We start from the raw sequence: 21,193 nt of genomic DNA on the forward strand, positions 1-21,193 counted from the left end.
ATCAGAACGTACACTGTAAACCAAATGAGAAGGTGCGACTACTTGGATACGAGAATAAATCCACGCCACGGCGAGAAGCATCACTACCGAAAGAGTTTACATCCGGATCATACCAGCTATATCCCGAAATGGTGAATACATTGCTGACAGAAGCAAACAGATTGATCGATTCAATTCCCTTGAACGGAGAGACAAACTTATACCCCAGATTAATATTCTTCATTCTCAGATAAGATCCGTCTTCTACATAACGATCAGACAGTTTCATCGTTCTTCCATAGCCGGCATAAGCTTTCGGCCATTTGGCATTCTCCCGGTTTTCGGGTGTCCAGCGAGATTCATATATATTCAGCGGAATATTACCAATACCACTCATAGTCACCTCGAGTAAGTTCGCATTGAAAATATCACCTCCGACACATCCTTGCAGGAAAAAGCTTAAAGAAAAGTTCTTATAAGTAAAATTGTGAGTCATACCGAAAGTGAAATCCGGATTCGTATCCCCAATTACCTGGCGATCGGCATTTGTAATACCGGCTACTCCATCCAAATCTTTATATTTCACCTCACCTACCATTGCTTTACATACGGCTTCTGACTCTTTTGCATAAAACGGGTCGGCTCTTACTTCAGCAATATTATCATAAAAACCATCTTCCACAAATCCATAAATGGTTCCGATCGGCATTCCGTTGCGCTGCAGGAATACATTATCAGCCTTACTCCATCCCTGGGCAAACTGATCTCCCGGAAGTCCGCTGATCTTGTTACGGTTAAAGGAAATATTAGCATCAAAATCCCAGTTGAAGTTCTTACCGGTGATCGCATAGAACTTTCCGGTAATTTCAAGTCCCTTATTCGTTACATTTCCAAAGTTAGTCGTCATATTCGAGAAACCTGTACTTTGTGGTATCTGTATATTCTGCAATAAGTCAGATGTCTTTTTGTAATACAGATCGACAGTCAAATTAATTCTGTTCTGCAGGAATCCCATATCCACACCCACATTATACTGGCTGGTGGTCTCCCACTTCAAATCCGGATTGGCAGGTCCTCTCCAGGTAAGATTGGCAAATCCACTGGAAAGTGCACCGTTAATCGGATAATTGGCCACAGTCAGATAGTCACGGGTAGCATAGGCGCCTATCGCCTGATTACCAGTCTGCCCGTAGCTTGCACGGAACTTCAGGTTACTAAACAAATTCAGGTCCTTAATAAACTGCTCTTCCGATGCTCTCCAGGCAATAGCTCCTGAAGCAAAGTTAGACCATTTGTTGCCCGGTGCAAACTTACTGGAACCATCCCGACGGAAAGAGGCAGTAAACAGATACTTATTCATCAGGTTATAGTTGGCACGTCCCAGGAAAGACACCAGAGAAGTCATTCCGCGTCCACTGGTCGGCTTCTGCGGATTCACAGCGGCACTCATATCAAAGTCTTCCGTCAGGTCCTGGGGGAATCCGGTAGCTACCATTGCTTTATTACCATAGTCCCCTCTTTCATAAGAGAAAGCAGCAACCACATTCAACGAATGATTCTTATTGAAAGTTTTGTTGTAAGTCGCCATCGTTTCAAGTACCAGATTCTTCGCCCAGTTATCAGCTTTTGAGGCGTATCCGTTTGTCGGATCTTTACCTTCCACCGTCTCTCTGTTATAGTACACATCACGTTCGTTTATATTATAGGAGAAACCCACATTCTGACGAACTTTCAAATCCTTATACGGTGTGATTTCCACAAATGAAGAAGAGAAGAAACTATTCGTTGTCAATTCATCTTTAGCTGCACGGGTATATACATAAGGATTCGATGAGAACCAGTTCAACTGGGCATTATTCGTTTCATCGTCCAAGGGTGCGGTAGCCGGATAGAACAAGGCCCCCCGGATAATACCATCACTGACAGAATTGGTTTTGGCAAGCTTGTTCAATGAGTTGGTGAAACTCATATTCGTACCGATTTCAATCCAGTCGTGTACCTTACGAGCGAGATTCGCACGGAATGAATAACGTTTGTATCCGGAGTTATGAATGATACCGCTCTGATCCAGTATATTACCGGAGATTGCATAATACCCCTTATCATTCGAACCGTTCACGCTCAGATTGTATTCCTGGGAAAAAGCTGTTTCAAATACTTCATCCTGCCAGTTTACACTGGGATACGTACCATTCCGATAATCTTCCGGTCCCGGAGAATAAACCGATTCACCGGTATTCGGGTCCACTTTCGAAGTGCCCGGATAAGGAATAGCTTCATTTGCATTCTCGTATTCATTAAACATCCGTGCTGCTTCATTCCTATACAATGCATATGTATATCCATCCAGCATATCCAGTTTCTTCACTACCTTTGAAATTCCGAAGTTAGCACTGAAACTGATATTGTCTTTTCCTTTCGCACCACGCTTGGTGGTAATCAATACCACTCCGTTCGCACCGCGTGATCCGTAAATAGCCGTAGCTGAAGCATCTTTCAGAATCTCAATAGACTCGATATCCGACGGATTAATCGTCGACAGCGGATTGGCCGTCTGCATCATACCATCTTTACCTGTTCCGGGCATTCCACTACTGGTAAAAGGAATACCATCTACAATGTAAAGCGGTTCTGTAGAAGTTGAAAACGAGTTCGCACCACGAATCTGAATACTCACGCCTGCTCCGGGAGCACCATCATTCTGGTTGACCTGCACACCTGCAATACGCCCCTGAAGTCCCTGGTTGATACTGATCGGATTGGTTTTCATCAAGTCTTCGCTTTTGATACTGGTGACCGATCCTGTCAAGTCACTCTTCTTCATTGTACCATAGCCTATGACTACCACCTCATCCAACAGTTCAGTATCTTCCTTCATTGTCACATTGAGTATTTTCTGTCCGGGTTTTAAAGTAATCTCCTGTTCTTTATACCCCACACACGAGAAGACCAGTACCTTCTTGCCACTCGGAACGTTTACACTGTATTTACCGTCCACATTGGCAATAGAACCGGTTCCAGCACCTTTGACCAGTACATTGGCTCCAATCAATGGAGATCCATCGTTAGCATCGGTGATTACGCCTGTAACAATGGTTTGCTGAGCCATCATATGGCTGCTCATCAAGAGCGCCATCAGAAACAACATCATGTTCTTCATACTATTACACTGATTTAAAATGATTAATTTTGTGATAATGCAAAAATAGAGTCAACCGGGAGAACAAACAAGTATGATTTTATCATTCACTTATGCAATTCAGACAAACACTCTTTATTTCTTTTCTGCCTTCAATGCATCCGTTATTCTACCATAGTTTATCTAAAAGACGAAATCGAGACTTGTTTTATCCCAATATCGGAGAACTTTCTCAAATGTAAAATTAGTGCAGTTATCATTAACAATCCAGTATTATTTTATCCGATAGTGATACAATCAGCACACCCTTACATCAGAGAACAAGTACATAAAGAAATTACCTTCAAACAATCTTTCCTTAAAAAAACACTACTACCTCAGAACCTGTAAAAACCAACCTTATTGTATCTTAACCTCAAAACCTTTCGTAATACCCTTTGCCAGTCCCGGTTGTCCGGAACCTATAAACAGCGTATACTTTCCGGTAAGCATCCTCCAGTTTCCATTTTCCCAGACCGACAACTCCCGGGGAGGTATATTAAATTCAACTCTCTTCTTTTCACCCGGAGCAAGTTTCACCTTTTTAAACGCTACCAATTTCTTCAACGGATATGTATAGACAGGAGTATTTTCTCTGGAAACATACACCTGGACGACTTCTTCTCCGGTCCATTTACCGGTATTGGATAATTCAACCGAACATTGCAACGTTGCGCCCGATTTCAAAGTATCATTTCCTTGTATACCATCGAACCCAAATGATGTATAACTCAACCCATGACCGAAACCATATAAAGGATCTTCCTTCATATAACGATAAGTACGCCCTTTCCACATATCAAAATCCAGGATATCCGGCAACTGATCTTCCGCCCGATAAATAGTCATAGGCAACTTCCCCGATGGATTTTCGTTCCCAAACAATAAATCGGCCAGGGCTCTACCGGCTTCCTGCCCAGGGTACCAGGCCTGCATAATCGCCGGTATATGCACATCCGCCCATTCAGAAGTTAGCGGATTTCCTGAATGGAAAACCAATACGATCCTCGGGTTCACTTGATAAATAGCTTTCAGCAGTTTCTCCTGTTCTTCCGGTAAATAAATAGAAGTCATATCATGATTCTCTCTTGCCATTTTTTCATCACTTCCCAAAGCTACAAGCACCACATCCACTCCTTCTACCGCAGCCACAATAGAATCCCTGGAAGCTCCTATACCGTTCAAATAGTTGACTTTTCCTCTTTTACCCATCAAATCTTTCACCCCTTTCAAAAGTGTAATCGAATAAGGAGGCTGTCCACTATATCCACCTAAATAATTATGATCGGCAAACGGGCCTACTACAGCTACCGATTTAGTCTTCTCCTTACTTAAAGGCAACAGATTTTCATTTTTCAATAGCACAACCGACTTGACAGCCGCTTCATAAGCAAGTTCCGCAAACTTCTTGCCGGCCAATAGCTTCTTATCGTAATGATTATAAGGCACAAGTTCCATCGGATCAAATTCTCCCAACTTAAACCTCGCGGTCAGCACCCGCGTTAAAGCCTGATCAATAGTAGCTTCCGAGATTAAGCCCTGTTTCACTGCCTGAACCAATTTCTCTTTATATGTAGTGCCACATTCCAAATCACACCCACTGTTGACACCCAGCGCTGCCGCTTCCTCCAACGAATTCACGACCCTATGCTGCCAATTCATCACCCCAATGGCCCCGCAATCAGAAACTACAAATCCGTCAAATCCCCACTCTTTTCTCAGCACTTCACCGAGCAGCCAACGGGAGCCACTGGGAGGCACACCGTTAAAAGCATTATAAGCTGTCATTACCGACTGCACGTCTGCCTCTTTCACGCAAGCTTCGTAAGCCGGAAAATAATATTCATACAACTGTTTCGTCGGTATTTGCGAAGAGCTGGAAAAGCGATTGTTCTCTTCGTTGTTAGCCACAAAGTGTTTGATTGTTGCGACAGTTTTCAGATAAGCCGGATGATCACCCTGTAGCCCCTTCACAAAGGCTACTCCAAGCCGTGAAGTCAGATACGGATCTTCACCATAAGTCTCTTCATTTCTTCCCCAGCGCGGGTCACGAGCCATATTGATAGTAGGCGACCAGTAAGTGAGCCCCTTTCCTATTTCCAGATATTTCAGTCGCGCCTCCGTAGAAATAGCAGAAGCCACCCGCTTTACCAATACCATATCCCAGGTAGAAGCCAGATTAATAGCCTGTGGAAAAACAGTCACTTCACCTGCACGAGCCACTCCATGGAGACATTCATTCCAATAATTATAAGCAGGAAGGTTCAGCCTGGGGATGCTATCACTTTCGCTCACGAGTTGAGATACCTTCTCTGCCAGTGTCATCTGTTGGATGAGTGTTTTCACGCGAACGGCAATCGGTTGCGACAAATCTCCGATAATCCTCTCTTTCACACCGCGGACTTCCACTTTTCCTCCTGCATTAAAAGCCGGACAATCCTCACACCCTCCATTGTCTTGAGCTCTCAACATTATACCGGCAGAAAGTAGAATCCCTATCATTACTATTTTTGTTTGCATGTCTTTCATATTCTATCTCCACTGTTTTTAGTTCATACGCTTTTCAATAATGCAAAATTATCGGGATTCCATCAAACCATCCAGTATTATTTTATCCATTCATAATACAATTATTATTTTGATAACTTATATTGCTTTATAAATCGATTATCTTTGCACATAGTTAATCCTCAAATACTCCAGAATATGATCAATCCTATTTATTCAGCAGATAAGGCGAGATACTCCGGTGGAATGAAGTATCGCCGTTGTGGCAAAAGCGGTATACTGTTACCGGAAGTTTCCCTGGGCCTCTGGCATAACTTCGGTGATGTAGATACATTAGCCAATAGCCTTCGAATGGCTCACTTTGCATTCGACAAAGGCATCACACATTTCGACCTGGCTAATAACTACGGTCCCTCTTACGGCTCAGCCGAGGAGACGTTCGGGCTAATCATGAAGAAATCCTTTATGCCCTATCGTGATGAGCTATTCATATCCACCAAAGCCGGACATGATATGTGGGAAGGTCCTTACGGGAACTGGGGCTCCCGAAAATATCTGATGAGCAGTCTCAACCAGAGTTTAAAACGCATGAATCTGGAATATGTAGATATTTTCTATACCCATCGTTACGATCCCGAAACTCCACTTGAAGAAACTCTTCAGGCACTCGTCGACATTGTCCGGCAAGGTAAGGCCCTCTACATCGGTATATCCAAATACCCCAAAGAAAAAGCAGAGTTTGCCTACCGATATCTGGAAGAGCGAGACGTGCATTGTCTCCTCTATCAGGGACGATATAACCTGTTTAACCGTGAACCGGAAGCACAAGGTATCCTCCGGCAAGCCCAAGAGAACGGTACCGGCTTTATCGCCTTTTCTCCTCTGGCTCAAGGTCTGCTCACCAACCGGTATCTAAATGGAATTCCTGAAGATTCAAGGATAGCCCGCGGAGGTTTCCTGAAAAAAGAACAACTGACCGATCAAGTATTAAATAAAATCAAAGCATTGAATGAAGTGGCAGGCAGTCGCGGACAAACCTTAGCCGAAATGGCATTAGCCTGGATATTGAAAGATGATCTGGTAACCTCCGTCATTATCGGCGCCAGTTCCGTCAGTCAACTGGCAGACAACCTGAAAGCGACGGAAAACTGTAAGTTCAGTCCGGACGAGCTGCAACGTATCGGGAGCATTCTTCAATAAACTCTTTTTCACCACAGATTAACAGATCACACAGATGTGTAATATTCAGATTATCAATCAAATTAATCTCTTCTCTGTGTTAATCCGTGTAATCTGTGGTGAGTTTTGAAACAGCCCCTGTCAATGACGGCTTCTCTGCAATCATCTCTGCCTAAAACCCTTCAATATTCAGCAACCACTTCCACACAGGTACAACATCTATTAATATTCCAGCAATCTCTACTGTCCTTTCGTTGTCATAAGTCACTATAATGAATTTCTCCACATCAAAGCTATTTGCGATTTTTACCAAAGCCTTAGTTTCTCGCTCAAAAGTAGAGCTATCGGAAATACTAAACGAGGCTTGCACAGCCATCTTCTGCGACGGAAGATAGAAGTCCACCTCAACGTTCTTATTATAATAAGATAGTTCTTCATTACTGTACCGCTTCATCAGTGCCAACGCCACGATATTTTCCAATAGCTTAGTCTCCGGATCTGCCAAAAAAACATTCAGTAGCCCGTTATCACAAAAATATCGCTTTTGAGATATCTCACGATCACTCAACGAGTCCGTAAAATTAGAGATACCAAAAACAAGATAGGCATCTTTCATATATCCAATGTAATCCGCAATCGTATTTCGGCTCACTTTAGCTCCTGCAGAACTTACGATATGCTGTAATCGACTTAAAGCTATTGGCTGCATTACACTTTCGGCCATTTTTTTAGCAAGCAAACGGATAGCATCCGCATTGCGGATCTCATTCCGGCTAATAATATCCCCTAGAAGAATCTTTAAGTATAATGAGTTTATCCAACTTCTTTTATCTCTCAAATCAAATGTTTCAGGAAATCCGCCAAAGTGAAAGTAATCATCAAAGAGCTTTGCAACTGTAATCCTCTCATCAGAATATTCCCAATTTTTAGAAAGCTTGACTCCCTTGTAGGTCAGATATTCCGAAAACGAAAATGGGTAAACCTCCTTGATGATAAATCTGCCTCCAAGTGTTGTTGCAATATCCCGACTCAACATTTTAGCATTACTTCCGGTAATGTATACTCTATATTTGGAGTCTGCTAAACGTCGGGCAAAATGTTCCCATCCTTCAATATTTTGTATTTCATCCAGGTATATCAATGGCCGTTTATTTTCGTATAATTCACGATACGACTCAAGAAGTAGATTTAGCTCCTCCATTTGAATGGAGGATATTCGCTCGTCCTCAAAATTGATGTATAAGATATCTTCAATAGTCGCTTTGCCGGATTTTATCATTGATTGAATATGTTGGAACATTAAATATGATTTTCCGGCACGACGAAGCCCTACAAAAACATAGTTGCAGACTTCCTCCAAAAAGATGGGTCTTTCTACTAATTCAGTCGTAGCAATCTCCTGTTGCTTTTCACTGATTATGGTTTTAATGATTCTCTTTTCCATGAAATCGCTCTTTATACAGAGCAAATATAAGCAATTTCCGTCAGTATACAAAGCATAAAAGCAATTTCCTTAATACGGCCATGCGTCTTATATCATCCTGAGGGAGGATATCCCTCCTTAGCTAGAATCAGAACTCTTTTTCACCACAGATTAACAGATCACACAGATGTGTAATATTCAAATTATCAATCAAATTAATCTCTTCTCTGTGTTAATCCGTGTAATCTGTGGTGAGTTTTTCCCCCTATTATTTCAACCGAAACGATCGGTCAGCTATCAGAGCAGCCCCTGCCCTCCTATCACTCCGGCAATGGCACTTGCCACAGCTATAATCACCTTTAAAAGGATATTCCAGCTATTCTTCTTCATCTGTTTATCTGATTAAACTTATTATGCAGTCGGATCATCCACAATGTCTCCGTCACCATTACCGGAGTCATTACCGCCCGAAGTGCCGATACTGCCTATCTTCTGAAACTCAACACCCTGAAGCAAAGCACGGGTAGTGCCAATAGCGGCAGGCCGGGTATATTCCGGTGTGAAGTGACAGAGAAGAGCTCCCACCTGGTTCGGATTGACATCCTCCTCTTTGTCTACTCCCCTCCCCCGGCTACGAGCCTTCATCGTAAAAGTACCCAACCCTTCCAGGCGTACCGTCTTACTGTTCAATAACTCGCTGCGCATTGCCGTCATTAAGTTCCGGACCACATTATGCACATCACCCGGGGTCAATGACGACTTCTCCGCAATCATCTCTGCCAGTTGCTGGGTGGACACCGTTTTACCTATCTTCACCAGATTCAAATGCCACTTCTTGTCACCGGCCTTAGTTGCCATGGTCGATTGCACTGCTTTATAAAATAAAGTCATATTCCTATATCTCCTTTTTTTTTTAATGTTATTACTACTGATTTTATTCACATTTCGTTGATCAACGCCACAAAGGTGAACATTTACAGGAAGATGACAAAGGAAAACAGGGCATCCAGAACCGATCCCTCAGGGAAAGTTATAAGTATCATATTATCAACAGTTTCAACGCATGTACAAAACCTAATCCTACACCGGCTTTCTCTGACAGATCCACCTGTATTAGTCCGGTTTCCCTACGCATTTGTTTTACGTATTCTGTTATCGTTTGATTTTCCATATTATACCCGTTGGGGCACAAGTATAATAAAAGACTCCCACTTTTATACCCGATATGGTATAAAAGTGGGAGCACAGCATTTATTTATACCCCAACGGGTATACTTTTACATATCTTGTCTGATCGTATCTACTACTCTCCTGATATCTTCATCCGTCAATGTCGGTCCTGAAGGCAGACAAAGCCCGATATCAAATAAGTGTTCACCCGTACCGTTTCCATAGAATGGAGCATCTACAAATACAGGCTGAAGATGCATAGGCTTCCATAACGGACGAGTCTCTATATTCTCAGCATCCAGTTTCAAACGAATGTCCTCACGAGTCTTACCGGCAACACTCGGATCAACCAAGATACAAGTTAACCAGAAATTTGAATCAAACCTCTCATCAGGGTTTTGAAGAACCGTTATACCGGAAACATCCTTAAGCAGCTCCGTATAAAGAGTATGTATAGCCCGTCTTCGGGCAACATGTTCATTGAGGACAAACATCTGCCCACGACCGATACCCGCACAAATATTACTCATCCGATAGTTGTAACCGATGTGGGTATGCTGATAATGTGGAGCGGCATCACGAGCCTGCGTAGCGTAGAACTTTGTTTGCCGGGCCTCCTCTTCCGTGCGACAAATCAGAGCACCTCCACCGGAAGTGGTAATCATCTTATTCCCATTGAAAGAAAGCGCTGCCAGTTCACCAAAAGTGCCGCACTTCTGTCCGTTCAGTTCCGAGCCCAAAGCCTCCGCAGCATCCTCCAATACGGGGATACCATAACGCCCCGCAATCTCCATGATCTCGTCCATCTTAGCAGGCATGCCATAAAGGTGAACCGGAATAATCGCTTTCGGAAGCTTACCCGTCTTGCGCAAACGGTCCTTTATGGCCTCCTCGAGCAATACCGGATCCATATTCCACGTATCCTTCTCACTGTCAACAAAAACAGGTTTGGCCTCCAGATAAGAAATCGGATTGGCAGAGGCCGCAAAAGTAAAGCTTTGGCAGATCACTTCATCACCGGGTTTTACATCCAGAAGAATCAAGCCCAAGTGAAGTGCAGCCGTTCCCGCACTCAAGGCCACCACATGGCGGTCTTCATGCAAATATTCAGCCAAAGATTGCTCAAAAGCATCCACGTTAGGTCCCAAAGGCACAACCCAGTTCGTATCAAAGGCCTCTTTTATAAAGTCTTGCTCACGGCCACCCATGTGAGCAAGCGAAAGCCAGATTCGTTTGTTCATAAATAATATAATTTTAGATACTCTTAATTATTTCACATCTGTTTCCCACTGCCAAAACACGGTCAGGAATATCCTTAGTCACCACAGAACCGGCACCGATCACACTCCACTTTCCTATCTTCACACCGGGAATAACGGTAGTACCGGCACCAATCCAAGTTCCCTCTCCGACTGATACATTCCCGCAAAGAGTAGAATGCGGAGAAATATGCACATAATCCTCAATGACACATTCATGATCCACAGAGGCACCGGTATTAATAATACAATGCCTGCCTACCTGAGCACACACCTGTATAATGCTCCCTTGCATCACGACACTCCCCTCTCCGACGTTTGCAAGTTCAGATACAATAGATAAAGGATGAACCGCACGTCCAAACTCCACGGACAAAGTATCCACAATCCTCTTCCGTATCCGATTATTACCAATACTGACGATCAGTGGTCCCCGCACTTCCGACGGACGTAATACGGGATGACCAAGAAGAGAAGTAACCTCCACATTATCATCAAACAACGCTTCAATCGATTCATGACCGGCTCGTAAAATATCAATGATCACTTTGGCATGACCACTGGCACCATATAAAAACATGATTGTTACTGATTAATTATTCCCTGTAAAAGGTTCCATTGTTACTGAAGTATCAGAACTGATACCCTCACGTACAAAAACCTTTTTAATAGTCAAAAAAAAGATCTTCAGATCCAGAAAAAACGAACAATGGTCTACATACCAGACATCCAACTCAAACTTCCTTACCCACGAAATGGCATTTCGTCCATTCACTTGGGCCCAACCGGTTATCCCGGGACGGACTTCATGCCGACGAGCCTGTTCTTTATTGTATAAAGGAAGATATTGAGGTAACAACGGACGGGGACCAATAAAGGACATATCACCCTTCAAAACATTAATCAATTGTGGAAGCTCGTCAATCGAAGTAGAACGAACAAACTTACCAACCTTCGTTAATCGTTTATCATCTGGAAGTAAGTTTCCTTCTGCATCACGTTCATCTGTCATGGTTTTAAATTTGATGACTTTAAAGATTTTACCATGCCATCCGGGCCTCTCCTGAAGAAAAAAAAGACATTTTCCATTATTAGCAAAACACAAAATAATGGCTATAATAAGCAACAGAGGAGCGAGAACAATTAGCACACAAAAAGCAACAAAGAAATCCACCAACCTCTTTGTAAAATTATAATATGTATTCATTCTAATGATTGATATTCTTTTAATAACGCTTCCCAAACTTTATTTTGTTCATATCGGCTTACAACCATGGGACGAGCCTGCTTTGCCATACTCAACACTTCCCCATCCTTATGTTCATAAAACCATTTCATTGTTTCATACAATAATGTTTCATCTTTAGGTTTTATTATTTTTCCATTAACTCCATCTTCTATTATTTCATTACAGCCACTAATATCCGTCACTATAGCTGGAAGTCCCATTGCCCCAGCTTGAAGAACTACATTAGGAAACCCTTCTCGATAACTCGGGAAAGTAAGGACATCTGCAGCTGCAAAACAAGGGCGTACATCTTCTTGAAAACCCACAAAGGAAATAGCCTCATGATTATGTATTAATTGATAAGTATTTTCTTCTAGTGGATCTAATTTAGATTCAAATGAACCAACAAGTAACAAACGAATCCCAGAATATCGTTGATATAATCTAACAAAAGCATGAATTAATTCATTTATACCTTTATCTTTCACTAAACGGCCGACAAAAATATATGTAAATGAATCACTCATAAAAATATCAGCACTCAATTTGACACCATGAGATCGCTGGAAATATTCTATATCAATACCATTAATATTACCATTGAGAATTACATGCAAAGATTTATTAGTAATTTTTTCTGCTAACAAAGTTCGCTTTACTCCCTCACCTTCAGGTATCACTTTCGTTGCACACCAACATGTAATTCTTTCCATAATCATAAGTACATAACGCAATGTCCCAGTGGTTGTTTCGAACCTTAAACCAGTTACGGTATAAATACGATTTGGTACCCTTGTAATCCAGGCTGCTATCATTGATAGCAAACTTGCCTTTGGCGTATTAGTGTGAACAATATAAGGACGTTCTTTAATAAATAGCGCAATTAATATTATTAAAGATTGAATATCGAAAAGTAAATTAATTCCGCGTCTCATTGGTACATCAATGACTCTTACACCTTCTCTCAATGCTACGGAAGTCAAATACTTATTACCAGACGCTACTCCAACAACATCATAATAATGATTAAAAAAATTTAGTTGCCCTTTTAACAATCCAAACAAACTATCTGAGATAGTTGTGATCCGAAGCAGTTTACGTTTCATTATATGTAAGCACTCACTGTACGGCTATAATGCCCTAAGAGATATTACAGCACACATTGAGCTATTTTATTGATTAAACTTTAAGTTATTTTGTAATATTTACAGGTAAAAGTGACGCATAATCCGTCTCGCCACCGATGGTATCGCTCCATTAGCCATCAAGGCTTCACTTGTGCGGGCAGAGAGCATGTTAAATCCCTTTTCAGACTGACAAATAAGTCGCTATAAGAATCAACCATCTTCTTTATGTCATACATCTGAGCGCGTTCCCAACATTTATCTGCTACCTGTTTATAAAAATCCTTATCTTCTGCAAGCCTTTTGATAATAGAAGCGAGTTCTTTGTCATCTCCATGTGGGAAAAGTAGTCCATATCCGCTTACGACCTCCCTTAAACCGTCAACATCACTTGCGACAAATGGCTTGCCGACAGACATCCCTTCCACGTTTGACAGAGAAAGACCTTCAAAATGTGAAGACATCACTACTATATCTGCCGACTGTAAGACTTCAGGTATGTCAGCTCTTATTCCCATAAGCTTAACAGTTGATTCAAGATTGAGTTCTTTAATCAAACACTCTAACTCTGGACGGCGTTCTCCATTTCCGACAAGCCATAATTCAAATCTATTTTCGTCAAGATGACTGAATGATTTGATGAGCGTATCTTGATCCTTTTGATACCTAAATCCAGCCACCATCACAACAGTCGTTTTCTCACTTCGTATGCATCCAAGAGGCTTTGCGTCATGGAATTTTTGTACATCTACGCCATTGTAAATAGTACATACGTTTTTCAACGAAGGATGAAACGCCTTAAGGTTTTCCTCCGCTTGATTGGATATGCAAATCACTTTGCTATATCGTTTATACATCCATCTGTCGATAGGAGCATACCACTTCCAATCGCGTCTGCGATTGGAAGTGGTATGCTCGGTGGTGACGAGCAGCACCGAGCATAACACACTACCTATGGCAGCAAATAGCTGCGGAGCAGTGTTATGTGTATGTACTATATCATAATTTCTCATCACCTTTACCAACTTGAGAATGACAAGGGGATTATAGACATTACAGTTTTTACTGAAACTATAGACCTTAATGCCAGCCTCTTCGAGAGATTTCTTGAAATGTGTTTCCACTCCATCGAAAGCAAGCACATCCACTTCATGCCCCTTGTCTCGCAGCAATGGAGATATTTCAGAAATGAGTTTCTCCGCTCCACCTATTTGAAGGGAAGTTATTACCTGTAGTATCTTCATAATCAGTCTTCTATAAGTCTGACATATGAGTTAATAAAATTATCTTTATCAAATAATGTTTCAGCAATTTGTCTGCTATTTATACCCATTTCAATAATTTGGTTTTGTGTTAGCTGAAAGAATTTACAAAAAGCGTCACACATGGAATTTACATCTGTTGGGGCAAACAGGAAACCATTAACCCCATCATGTACCATTATGTGATTGTCACTCACATCACTACACAAAACAGCCTTTCCACAACATATATATTCTGAAATGGAATTTGAAAATCCTTCGTATAAAGATGGCAAGCACATTGCATGGAACTGATTCATATAATCAGCGACGTTACTCACAGCTTCCTTTACTTTAAACACATCTGCAATATGATATTCTTCAATCAATTGATGTATATGAATAGAGCCTTTTATGAATTCTCCCTCTTTCTTATCACCATACCAATATACGCAAAATTGCCTATCTGAAAAAGTCTTTAATTTTGAGAGCATAAAACAGAATCTCTCGTAGTTCTTTTGAGGAAAAAGTCGTGCAAATACACCTATTTTGATAACTTCAGTGCTTTTAGGAACAGGCTTTACCGAATACTCTTCTACGTCTGTATAGTTTGTGATTGTTGTTATACGGTCTTTCCATTTTTTGTTTAGTCCTTTAAGATATTTTGCCTGTGTGTGACTATTTGGGACAACGTGGTCAGCCCTGTTGTATAGTATGTTGTAATTGATTATCTCGCGAAAGCTAGGAACTATCGTCATATTTCTTTCACTCACAATAATCTTAGGCTTTCTTGTTATAAAGAGGGGGAGCAACAAAATGAAATTTGGCACAGACCTATAACTGATAATGCAATCAGTCTTATGTGTAAAAAAGAATTTTGAAATAATCAATTGCTTAATGATATTGTTCTTCCCATCAACATTGAGGAGAATTCTCTTTATTCTTTTATCTAAGACATAATGGTCTGGAATGTTGTTGTATGTTACAATAGTAACATCATAACCCTTTTCTGCCAAAAGGTTTGAGAGAATTGTTAACTGGTGCTCAGCCCCCCCTCCTGTTAGGTTCGAGGTAAAACAAGTAATTCTTTTCATTTCTCTTGCCTTTCAATCTTTACTACTTTACCTGAATGAGTTGTACGTTTTTTCTCTGGTGGTAACTCCATATATGACTCATAAAGTTGTGCTAAATATTTATCATACTCTACAAAACCTTGGAAATATGAATCCTCAAATGAATAATATGAATTGTTTCCATACCAATCCGTTGGTATAATTTCTTTTTCTTTCCAACGTCCATAAAGATTCCCTAAATAATTACCTGGTGAAAGTGCGTGAGCTTTTCTCTCAATATAATTATATATCGTTTTTTTAGAAAAAGGTATAAAGAATCTAATTATTCTCTTAACAAACTCTTTTTTCTTACTATCATTAGCTGCACGTGTATATATTCTCGCATATTTATCAACAAGCCACAACAGGTTCTTAACATCGTGATTGTGAGGATCACAGCTGTCGAGAGGAAATATATCGATATTTAATCCAAAGAAATCTTGTATTTTGCCGTAATACTGATTATTTTGACACTTGGTTGTTGTATCTTCTATTTTATAAAATGGTAGTGTTATATTCCTTGAATTATAAATTGTACGGCATTTATATTTAGAAGGCAAATCACGTTCAAATATTTCAACAAGACTATCAAAATATTTTCTCGGCACCCCAAAATCCATATCATCATCCCAAGGTATGAAACCTTTATGACGAATAGCCCCCAACATGGTTCCTCCTAACATATAATATGGAATATTGTTTTTTCTACAGACTGCATCAAATGCTTTTGCTATTTCAAGCAAATGATGATGCAGTTCTTCAAATGTCAATTCCTTCATAACCTTTATCATTTTATCTCTTTACTATTTAAAGTTGTAGCCACCATTCACCTCTATCAAACTGCCATTTATGAAAGGATTGTCTATGCAAAATCTGAATGCATCAACAATCTCATCAATAGTAGCAAAACGGTGAATAGCTGTCTTCTTATATATGTTTTGTTTAATCTCTTCCGGTTTTTCTTTCTGCCATGGTGTCTCCACAAACCCAGGGACAATGGTATTTACCGTTGTTCCTGTTCCCTCAAACTCCTTCACAAGATTCTTACAAAGGGCATGAACTGTCGATTTGGTGACACCATAAGCCAAGACCGTTGCATGGGGCTGTACGCCCATCTGCGAACCTGTGAAAAGGATACGACTGCCATCAGGAATGATAGGGAAGAACTCTCGACACATAATATAATGCAAATTGACAGTTACTTCCATCATCATATCCCAATCCTTATCGGTATATTCAGTAAATGACTTACGTATGCTCATACCTGCATTGCAATGCAAACAATCCAAATGATCTGTCTTGCTTTTCACATAATTGATGAACCTATACACTTCCTCACGATTCGTCTGATCGGTTTTGATAGCTTTGAAGTTCGCAACATGTTCTGTGAAATCTGGACCAATGTATGTTGCAAAAACATAATACCCTTTGCTAACTAACATCTTGGCAACACCTAAACCCATCCCAGAAGTGCCTCCTGTTACAACTGCGTATTTCATGCGGCTCTCCTTTCTGCAAACGATTCGCTCTTTAATTGTAAGACAATATGGTAGAAGTGAAAAATTTCTATTTCACTTGTGCAGTTGGGTGTGGGAGGGGTAATCGTTCTGATTTCATACGATTCAATTTATATTCATAACTGTGTCTTCCCTCTTCTCTAAAGTCAGCTTTATAGCGTGCGAGCACTTGCTTGAAGATTTCTTCATACTGAGGAATGAATAAATCGTCCTTTGCTTCGAGATGTTCAATAATCTCGTTTGCCAATGCTTCTGTAACAGAAAGGTCTGTCTTCCCATTATTGAAACTCGTGCCCTTGATAGAACCAGGGGAAACATTTAGTATGCGATTAGTGCTTCCGCCCTTCTCAAGCTCGACATTCAGACTCTCAATAAAAATCTTGAGTGCAGCCTTTGTCGCACCATAAACGGCAAAGAAAGGTGAAGACATAAAGCCAGCAATGCTTACCATTACGCCGCAACGAAAATCCTCTTTTCCTGCGAGCTTGTCCATGAAATGATGGATGATTCTTATTGGAGCCACAGCATTCACGCTAAAAGAACTTGTTATGTGCTGCTCAGCAATATCCTTGAAGAGGCTCGGCTTTCCAAATCCAGCTGTTATCATAAGGGTATCTACATCTTTAAAGCTATCAAATATTGAGTAATCTTCAGTAATAAGGTCAAACTGTATGCTCTCAAATTTTTGATTCAAATATTGCTCTGCAATAAGGGCTTTATCAACAATATAGACCCTTTCGCAATCTTCACGATTTGACAATTGGGTTGCAATTGACAAGCCAATGCCATTTGCACCTCCAACAATTAATGCTTTTCTCATATTTCATTAAAATTATCTTTCTTATTGAATTTCTCTATTACCTCAGCTATAGCAATACTCTCTCTCCGACGGAGTTTGTATGAACTCTTGCGATGATTCACAATCATTGACATAAACTCCTGTATCTCATAGCGGAGTCCTTCACCATCATAGCTGTAGAAATACTTCTTGTTCTTTGTCTGGTCTTCATATCGAATCTCAAAGAAGTCAGTTAGCCACCATGGAGCAGGAACATATACATAACCCTTCGTGCCAGAGATAATCATATTACCCTCAGTCTTCACTCCAATCCCCAAAGTCATTGAAGCAGTTGCGTGTGGATAGCAGATGTTTGCCTTTGTATATATATCAACTCCATTCTCTACTTTTGAGTAGAAGTCCACCTTGGTATAGTTCTTTCCTAACAGCTTCACGATAGCCATCATGTTAAGCGGGGCATGCTCGTTCATCGCACCACCTGCCAGAGAGGCATCGAGTTCACGAGTGGGAGCGTCAACCATCTTTGAGAGTGATGTCTTTACATCTACCACATCACCAATCACTCCACTCTTTACCAGCGTCACAAGATGATTGAACGACGGACTGAAGGCGGTCTTGCTGGCCTCCAAGAGGACAATGTCGTGAGCCTCGGCATAATCATAAAGCTCGCGGGCCTGTTCAGAATTGAGCATAAAAGGTATCTCACAGAGCACGTGTTTGCCAGCATAAAGAGACTTTTTGGTGTAATCATAGTGGGTAAGATGAGGCGATGCCACATAAACAGCATCCACTTCCTCGAGGAAATCCTCAAAACTATCCGAAAATGGCTTTACACCAAACAATTTTCCAAAAGCAACAGCATTTTCCTTGTTGGGGTCGAAAACAGCTGTCACATTTGCACTATTGACTACCTTACTTTCAGGAACAAAACGTTTAGCTATTCTTCCTGAGCCAACAATACCAATGCGATACACCTCTTCTGTCTGCTCTCGAAGCATAGTAGAAGAGATGCCTTCGGTACGAGGAAGATAAACAACCTTGCAATATTCGTTGAGATAGTCGAATTTACCTTTCCAATCGGATCCGATGGCGAATATATCAATATCATATCGCTGGATATCATCAATCTTCTGACCAAGACAATCTTCAATAATTACCTCATCAGCATAGCCTGTCGCCTTGACTGCCTCAACGCGCTCCAAAACGTTATTGCGCACATTGAGCTTCCCTCTACCTCTGTCGAAGCTGTCGCTGGTGACACCAACAATAAGGTAGTCGCCAAGTTCTTTTGCTCGACGAAGAATGTTAATATGACCCTCGTGCAGAAGGTCGTATGTGCCGTATGTTATTACTCTTGTCATTTCCTATATTACCAATTGTTGATACAGGATACCAAATTTACTAAAAAACCCTCCTTAAAATGGCTAAGCAAAATCGCTACATTTTGCTCACCATTAATTAGATGCAACAGCAATGTCATTATACAACACAAGAAAGCGACAGTCAGTACCGACTTGTTTTTACTCTCTTTATACAAACTTACCGCTGCCACATAATTTATAAACAACAATACATGAAATAAACGTTGAACTTGGGGTGTATATATAGCAATAACTATAAGCAAAAGCGAAATAACATTTATACTAAACAACTTATTAAACAACAAAACTGACATTTCATATTGTGGATACTTAAATCTATTGAAAGAGAAGTATTCAAAAGACTTTATACTCTTTTTTGCAATAAAATAAGATTTTATATAGATAAAGTACCCTAAGCTCAATACAAAAAAGCATCTAATAGTCAAACCAATCAAACCAAATATATTTGACTCACCTGTCTGTTGAAACTTATCATTAAGAGTATCTGGAATAGGGAGGAAAGCGATGATTTTGTATAATAACCTTGTTTGAGCTGTTACAAAAAGCACTATAAATGCAATTAAAACAACAGTAGATAGAATCTTTCTATCTTTTATACAAAGAAGATTATAAAGTAAAAAAAACAAGCATGATGTATGAAGAGTAGTCGCTATTACTACCAAACTAGAATACATTAGATAATCCCACTTTGACTCTCCTCTAATCAAATAAGGCAACGCAAAGATAACCACACACATTCCTGCCAGCCATCGAAATAGTTCAGCATCAGCCGTTGCTGGGAAAATCAAGAAGAGAGCTATAACACATGCAATTCTATTTGTAAATACTTTAATGGTTGACCATATAGCAAAAACTTCAAATAAGCAAATAATTGCCCTTGCTGCATCAAATGATAAACCATATTTATTACCTAACATGCAAAATAAGAAAAAAGAGGGTTCGTATCCCCACAATTCAAAAATATTGCCAGAGCCTACAGCATCATAAGAATTAACATAAGCTAAATAATCTTGATCTGAATGCTCAAATGCCAGCAAAAGATAAAGGGTTAACACTAACAAAATGTTGACACCTTTGTTATTGGATGTAAAAGCTAATAATAATACTATTATGATGTATATAATCGTCAACTCCATTTCAAACCTTTGCTGAATATTTTTAAGAATACTGCATTATATAAGAACGCGAATACTATACTGCCACAAATTGATAGGAGCCAATAAGATGTGCTTAAACCCATAAATTGAATGAGAATATTTTTGGAGACATCTAGTCCAATATATAACTCCAATGTGTACTTCCCAATATAATTAAGTAAAGTTATAACATTATAAAGACGGCTACGAGATATATAAGAAAATAGTTGAGCAAAAAGAACTGCTATCAATAAAGCCCAAATCCAACCTTTATATACAGCCGAGAAGCTATCAAAGGTTTGCAACACCATGTAAAAAATTATCAAAATCAAATAAATAAGGCATGATCTTTTTGATTCTTTTACCTCACTACCGATACATAAGCCTATAAGATAACATGGAGTACGAGACAAGCAACTTTGTATCGTATTTATTATAGTATTATCTACTATTGGGTAAATAGAAACTACCATAACAATAACAAGTAAAACACCTAAATTTAAATATTTATACGAAGAACTGAGAAGTTTATAGAGTAAAGGAGTAATAATGTATAAAGGTATAAGCAATGCTAAAAACCATAAACCAACATGTTCTGTCCAATATGAGCAAAAAGAAATATAATAAAAGAACCCCTCAATCCCAGTGCCATTATGTAGAGAGTACCAAATCCAAAAGGGGGACTCTAAAATGAGATATGGGATAAGAACCCGTTTAAGCCTACTTAGAATCCACCCCTCCCAATTAATATTATTACCTTTTTTACTAATGGAATAATACATTCCTATACCTGAAACTAAAAGGAAAATGTCAACACCCCAATTGCCTAACGATAATATACTTAAAACTACATCTGGCAACTGTGCACCATCCATTCGCGCATGACATAATAAAATCATAATGATGGACATTCCCATCAATGGAGTCCTATACTGACTTAAATTGCCTAAATTATATC

19 protein-coding genes are annotated in these 21,193 nt (G+C 40.1%); 1 reads left to right on the forward strand and 18 read right to left on the reverse strand.

The annotated features are described in order from the left end of the window. Nucleotide 1: 1 nt before the first annotated feature. Nucleotides 2-3,139, reverse strand: a complete 3,138-nt coding sequence (locus FDF36_RS14125; RefSeq protein WP_005775546.1) for a SusC/RagA family TonB-linked outer membrane protein — start codon at nt 3,137-3,139, stop codon at nt 2-4. A gap of 378 nt (nt 3,140-3,517) precedes the next feature. Continuing rightward, a complete protein-coding gene (locus FDF36_RS14130) occupies nt 3,518-5,686 on the reverse strand; it encodes a glycoside hydrolase family 3 C-terminal domain-containing protein (protein WP_220391764.1) in 2,169 nt (722 codons plus the stop codon). A gap of 177 nt (nt 5,687-5,863) precedes the next feature. On the opposite strand from FDF36_RS14130, the gene FDF36_RS14135 reads away from it, so the two are divergent. Continuing rightward, a complete protein-coding gene (locus FDF36_RS14135; protein ID WP_032537188.1) occupies nt 5,864-6,865 on the forward strand; it encodes an aldo/keto reductase in 1,002 nt (333 codons plus the stop codon). A gap of 151 nt (nt 6,866-7,016) precedes the next feature. Here the strand turns inward: FDF36_RS14135 and FDF36_RS14140 are convergent, their stop codons facing one another. The 16 genes from FDF36_RS14140 to FDF36_RS14215 form a co-directional block, all read right to left on the reverse strand. After that, nucleotides 7,017-8,288: an ATP-binding protein gene (locus tag FDF36_RS14140; protein ID WP_220391765.1), complete on the reverse strand. Its 1,272-nt coding sequence runs from the start codon at nt 8,286-8,288 to the stop codon at nt 7,017-7,019. 276 nt (nt 8,289-8,564) lie between these two features. Continuing rightward, the gene (locus FDF36_RS14145; protein WP_005784981.1) at nt 8,565-8,657 is read right to left on the reverse strand and encodes a smalltalk protein; all 93 of its coding nucleotides are present in this window, start codon (nt 8,655-8,657) and stop codon (nt 8,565-8,567) included. Between the two features lie 21 nt (nt 8,658-8,678). Then, nucleotides 8,679-9,158 carry an HU family DNA-binding protein gene (locus FDF36_RS14150; RefSeq protein WP_220391766.1) on the reverse strand — a complete coding sequence of 160 codons (480 nt, stop codon included), beginning with the start codon at nt 9,156-9,158 and terminating at the stop codon, nt 8,679-8,681. Between the two features lie 148 nt (nt 9,159-9,306). Next, nucleotides 9,307-9,438 carry a hypothetical protein gene (locus FDF36_RS21325; RefSeq protein ID WP_259281450.1) on the reverse strand — a complete coding sequence of 44 codons (132 nt, stop codon included), beginning with the start codon at nt 9,436-9,438 and terminating at the stop codon, nt 9,307-9,309. 106 nt (nt 9,439-9,544) lie between these two features. Further along, nucleotides 9,545-10,678: a DegT/DnrJ/EryC1/StrS family aminotransferase gene (locus FDF36_RS14160; RefSeq protein WP_220391768.1), complete on the reverse strand. Its 1,134-nt coding sequence runs from the start codon at nt 10,676-10,678 to the stop codon at nt 9,545-9,547. 13 nt (nt 10,679-10,691) lie between these two features. After that, nucleotides 10,692-11,276 carry an acetyltransferase gene (locus FDF36_RS14165; RefSeq protein WP_220391769.1) on the reverse strand — a complete coding sequence of 195 codons (585 nt, stop codon included), beginning with the start codon at nt 11,274-11,276 and terminating at the stop codon, nt 10,692-10,694. Nucleotides 11,277-11,288: 12 nt separating this feature from the next. Beyond that, nucleotides 11,289-11,903 (reverse strand): sugar transferase, encoded by a 615-nt coding sequence (locus FDF36_RS14170; protein ID WP_032531135.1) that lies wholly within the window; start codon nt 11,901-11,903, stop codon nt 11,289-11,291. After that, entirely contained in the window at nt 11,900-13,030 is a 1,131-nt protein-coding gene (locus FDF36_RS14175; protein WP_220391770.1) for a glycosyltransferase family 4 protein, read from the reverse strand. The genes FDF36_RS14170 and FDF36_RS14175 overlap by 4 nt, the downstream gene beginning before the upstream one ends. 158 nt (nt 13,031-13,188) lie before the next feature. Continuing rightward, nucleotides 13,189-14,292 carry a glycosyltransferase gene (locus FDF36_RS14180; protein WP_220391771.1) on the reverse strand — a complete coding sequence of 368 codons (1,104 nt, stop codon included), beginning with the start codon at nt 14,290-14,292 and terminating at the stop codon, nt 13,189-13,191. A 2-nt stretch (nt 14,293-14,294) separates the two neighbouring features. Continuing rightward, nucleotides 14,295-15,383 (reverse strand): glycosyltransferase, encoded by a 1,089-nt coding sequence (locus FDF36_RS14185; RefSeq protein ID WP_220391772.1) that lies wholly within the window; start codon nt 15,381-15,383, stop codon nt 14,295-14,297. Next, nucleotides 15,380-16,180 (reverse strand): LicD family protein, encoded by an 801-nt coding sequence (locus FDF36_RS14190; RefSeq protein WP_259281451.1) that lies wholly within the window; start codon nt 16,178-16,180, stop codon nt 15,380-15,382. The genes FDF36_RS14185 and FDF36_RS14190 overlap by 4 nt, the downstream gene beginning before the upstream one ends. Nucleotides 16,181-16,204: 24 nt before the next feature. Next, nucleotides 16,205-16,900 carry an SDR family NAD(P)-dependent oxidoreductase gene (locus FDF36_RS14195; protein ID WP_220391774.1) on the reverse strand — a complete coding sequence of 232 codons (696 nt, stop codon included), beginning with the start codon at nt 16,898-16,900 and terminating at the stop codon, nt 16,205-16,207. Between the two features lie 67 nt (nt 16,901-16,967). Then, on the reverse strand, nt 16,968-17,738 hold the full coding sequence (locus FDF36_RS14200) for an SDR family NAD(P)-dependent oxidoreductase (protein WP_220391775.1): 771 nt from the start codon (nt 17,736-17,738) through the stop codon (nt 16,968-16,970). Next, nucleotides 17,735-19,078, reverse strand: coding sequence for a Gfo/Idh/MocA family oxidoreductase (locus FDF36_RS14205; RefSeq protein ID WP_220391776.1), 1,344 nt, complete (start codon nt 19,076-19,078; stop codon nt 17,735-17,737). The genes FDF36_RS14200 and FDF36_RS14205 overlap by 4 nt, the downstream gene beginning before the upstream one ends. A gap of 8 nt (nt 19,079-19,086) precedes the next feature. Then, nucleotides 19,087-20,235 carry an EpsG family protein gene (locus FDF36_RS14210; protein WP_220391777.1) on the reverse strand — a complete coding sequence of 383 codons (1,149 nt, stop codon included), beginning with the start codon at nt 20,233-20,235 and terminating at the stop codon, nt 19,087-19,089. Further along, nucleotides 20,226-21,152 carry an acyltransferase gene (locus FDF36_RS14215; RefSeq protein WP_259281452.1) on the reverse strand — a complete coding sequence of 309 codons (927 nt, stop codon included), beginning with the start codon at nt 21,150-21,152 and terminating at the stop codon, nt 20,226-20,228. The genes FDF36_RS14210 and FDF36_RS14215 overlap by 10 nt, the downstream gene beginning before the upstream one ends. Nucleotides 21,153-21,193 lie beyond the last annotated feature (41 nt).

Source organism: Bacteroides fragilis, from assembly GCF_019583405.1.
Lineage (GTDB): Bacteria > Bacteroidota > Bacteroidia > Bacteroidales > Bacteroidaceae > Bacteroides > Bacteroides fragilis_B.

What these genes read in the sequence shown, in the direction of transcription:
- FDF36_RS14125 (WP_005775546.1), bottom strand. Translation starts at nt 3,139, where the DNA reads ATGAAGAACATGATGTTGTTTCTGATGGCGCTCTTGATGAGCAGCCAT.
- FDF36_RS14130 (WP_220391764.1), bottom strand. Translation starts at nt 5,686, where the DNA reads ATGAAAGACATGCAAACAAAAATAGTAATGATAGGGATTCTACTTTCT.
- FDF36_RS14135 (WP_032537188.1), top strand. Translation starts at nt 5,864, where the DNA reads ATGATCAATCCTATTTATTCAGCAGATAAGGCGAGATACTCCGGTGGA.
- FDF36_RS14140 (WP_220391765.1), bottom strand. Translation starts at nt 8,288, where the DNA reads ATGGAAAAGAGAATCATTAAAACCATAATCAGTGAAAAGCAACAGGAG.
- FDF36_RS14145 (WP_005784981.1), bottom strand. Translation starts at nt 8,657, where the DNA reads ATGAAGAAGAATAGCTGGAATATCCTTTTAAAGGTGATTATAGCTGTG.
- FDF36_RS14150 (WP_220391766.1), bottom strand. Translation starts at nt 9,158, where the DNA reads ATGACTTTATTTTATAAAGCAGTGCAATCGACCATGGCAACTAAGGCC.
- FDF36_RS21325 (WP_259281450.1), bottom strand. Translation starts at nt 9,438, where the DNA reads ATGGAAAATCAAACGATAACAGAATACGTAAAACAAATGCGTAGGGAA.
- FDF36_RS14160 (WP_220391768.1), bottom strand. Translation starts at nt 10,678, where the DNA reads ATGAACAAACGAATCTGGCTTTCGCTTGCTCACATGGGTGGCCGTGAG.
- FDF36_RS14165 (WP_220391769.1), bottom strand. Translation starts at nt 11,276, where the DNA reads ATGTTTTTATATGGTGCCAGTGGTCATGCCAAAGTGATCATTGATATT.
- FDF36_RS14170 (WP_032531135.1), bottom strand. Translation starts at nt 11,903, where the DNA reads ATGAATACATATTATAATTTTACAAAGAGGTTGGTGGATTTCTTTGTT.
- FDF36_RS14175 (WP_220391770.1), bottom strand. Translation starts at nt 13,030, where the DNA reads ATGAAACGTAAACTGCTTCGGATCACAACTATCTCAGATAGTTTGTTT.
- FDF36_RS14180 (WP_220391771.1), bottom strand. Translation starts at nt 14,292, where the DNA reads ATGAAGATACTACAGGTAATAACTTCCCTTCAAATAGGTGGAGCGGAG.
- FDF36_RS14185 (WP_220391772.1), bottom strand. Translation starts at nt 15,383, where the DNA reads ATGAAAAGAATTACTTGTTTTACCTCGAACCTAACAGGAGGGGGGGCT.
- FDF36_RS14190 (WP_259281451.1), bottom strand. Translation starts at nt 16,180, where the DNA reads ATGAAGGAATTGACATTTGAAGAACTGCATCATCATTTGCTTGAAATA.
- FDF36_RS14195 (WP_220391774.1), bottom strand. Translation starts at nt 16,900, where the DNA reads ATGAAATACGCAGTTGTAACAGGAGGCACTTCTGGGATGGGTTTAGGT.
- FDF36_RS14200 (WP_220391775.1), bottom strand. Translation starts at nt 17,738, where the DNA reads ATGAGAAAAGCATTAATTGTTGGAGGTGCAAATGGCATTGGCTTGTCA.
- FDF36_RS14205 (WP_220391776.1), bottom strand. Translation starts at nt 19,078, where the DNA reads ATGACAAGAGTAATAACATACGGCACATACGACCTTCTGCACGAGGGT.
- FDF36_RS14210 (WP_220391777.1), bottom strand. Translation starts at nt 20,235, where the DNA reads ATGGAGTTGACGATTATATACATCATAATAGTATTATTATTAGCTTTT.
- FDF36_RS14215 (WP_259281452.1), bottom strand. Translation starts at nt 21,152, where the DNA reads ATGGGAATGTCCATCATTATGATTTTATTATGTCATGCGCGAATGGAT.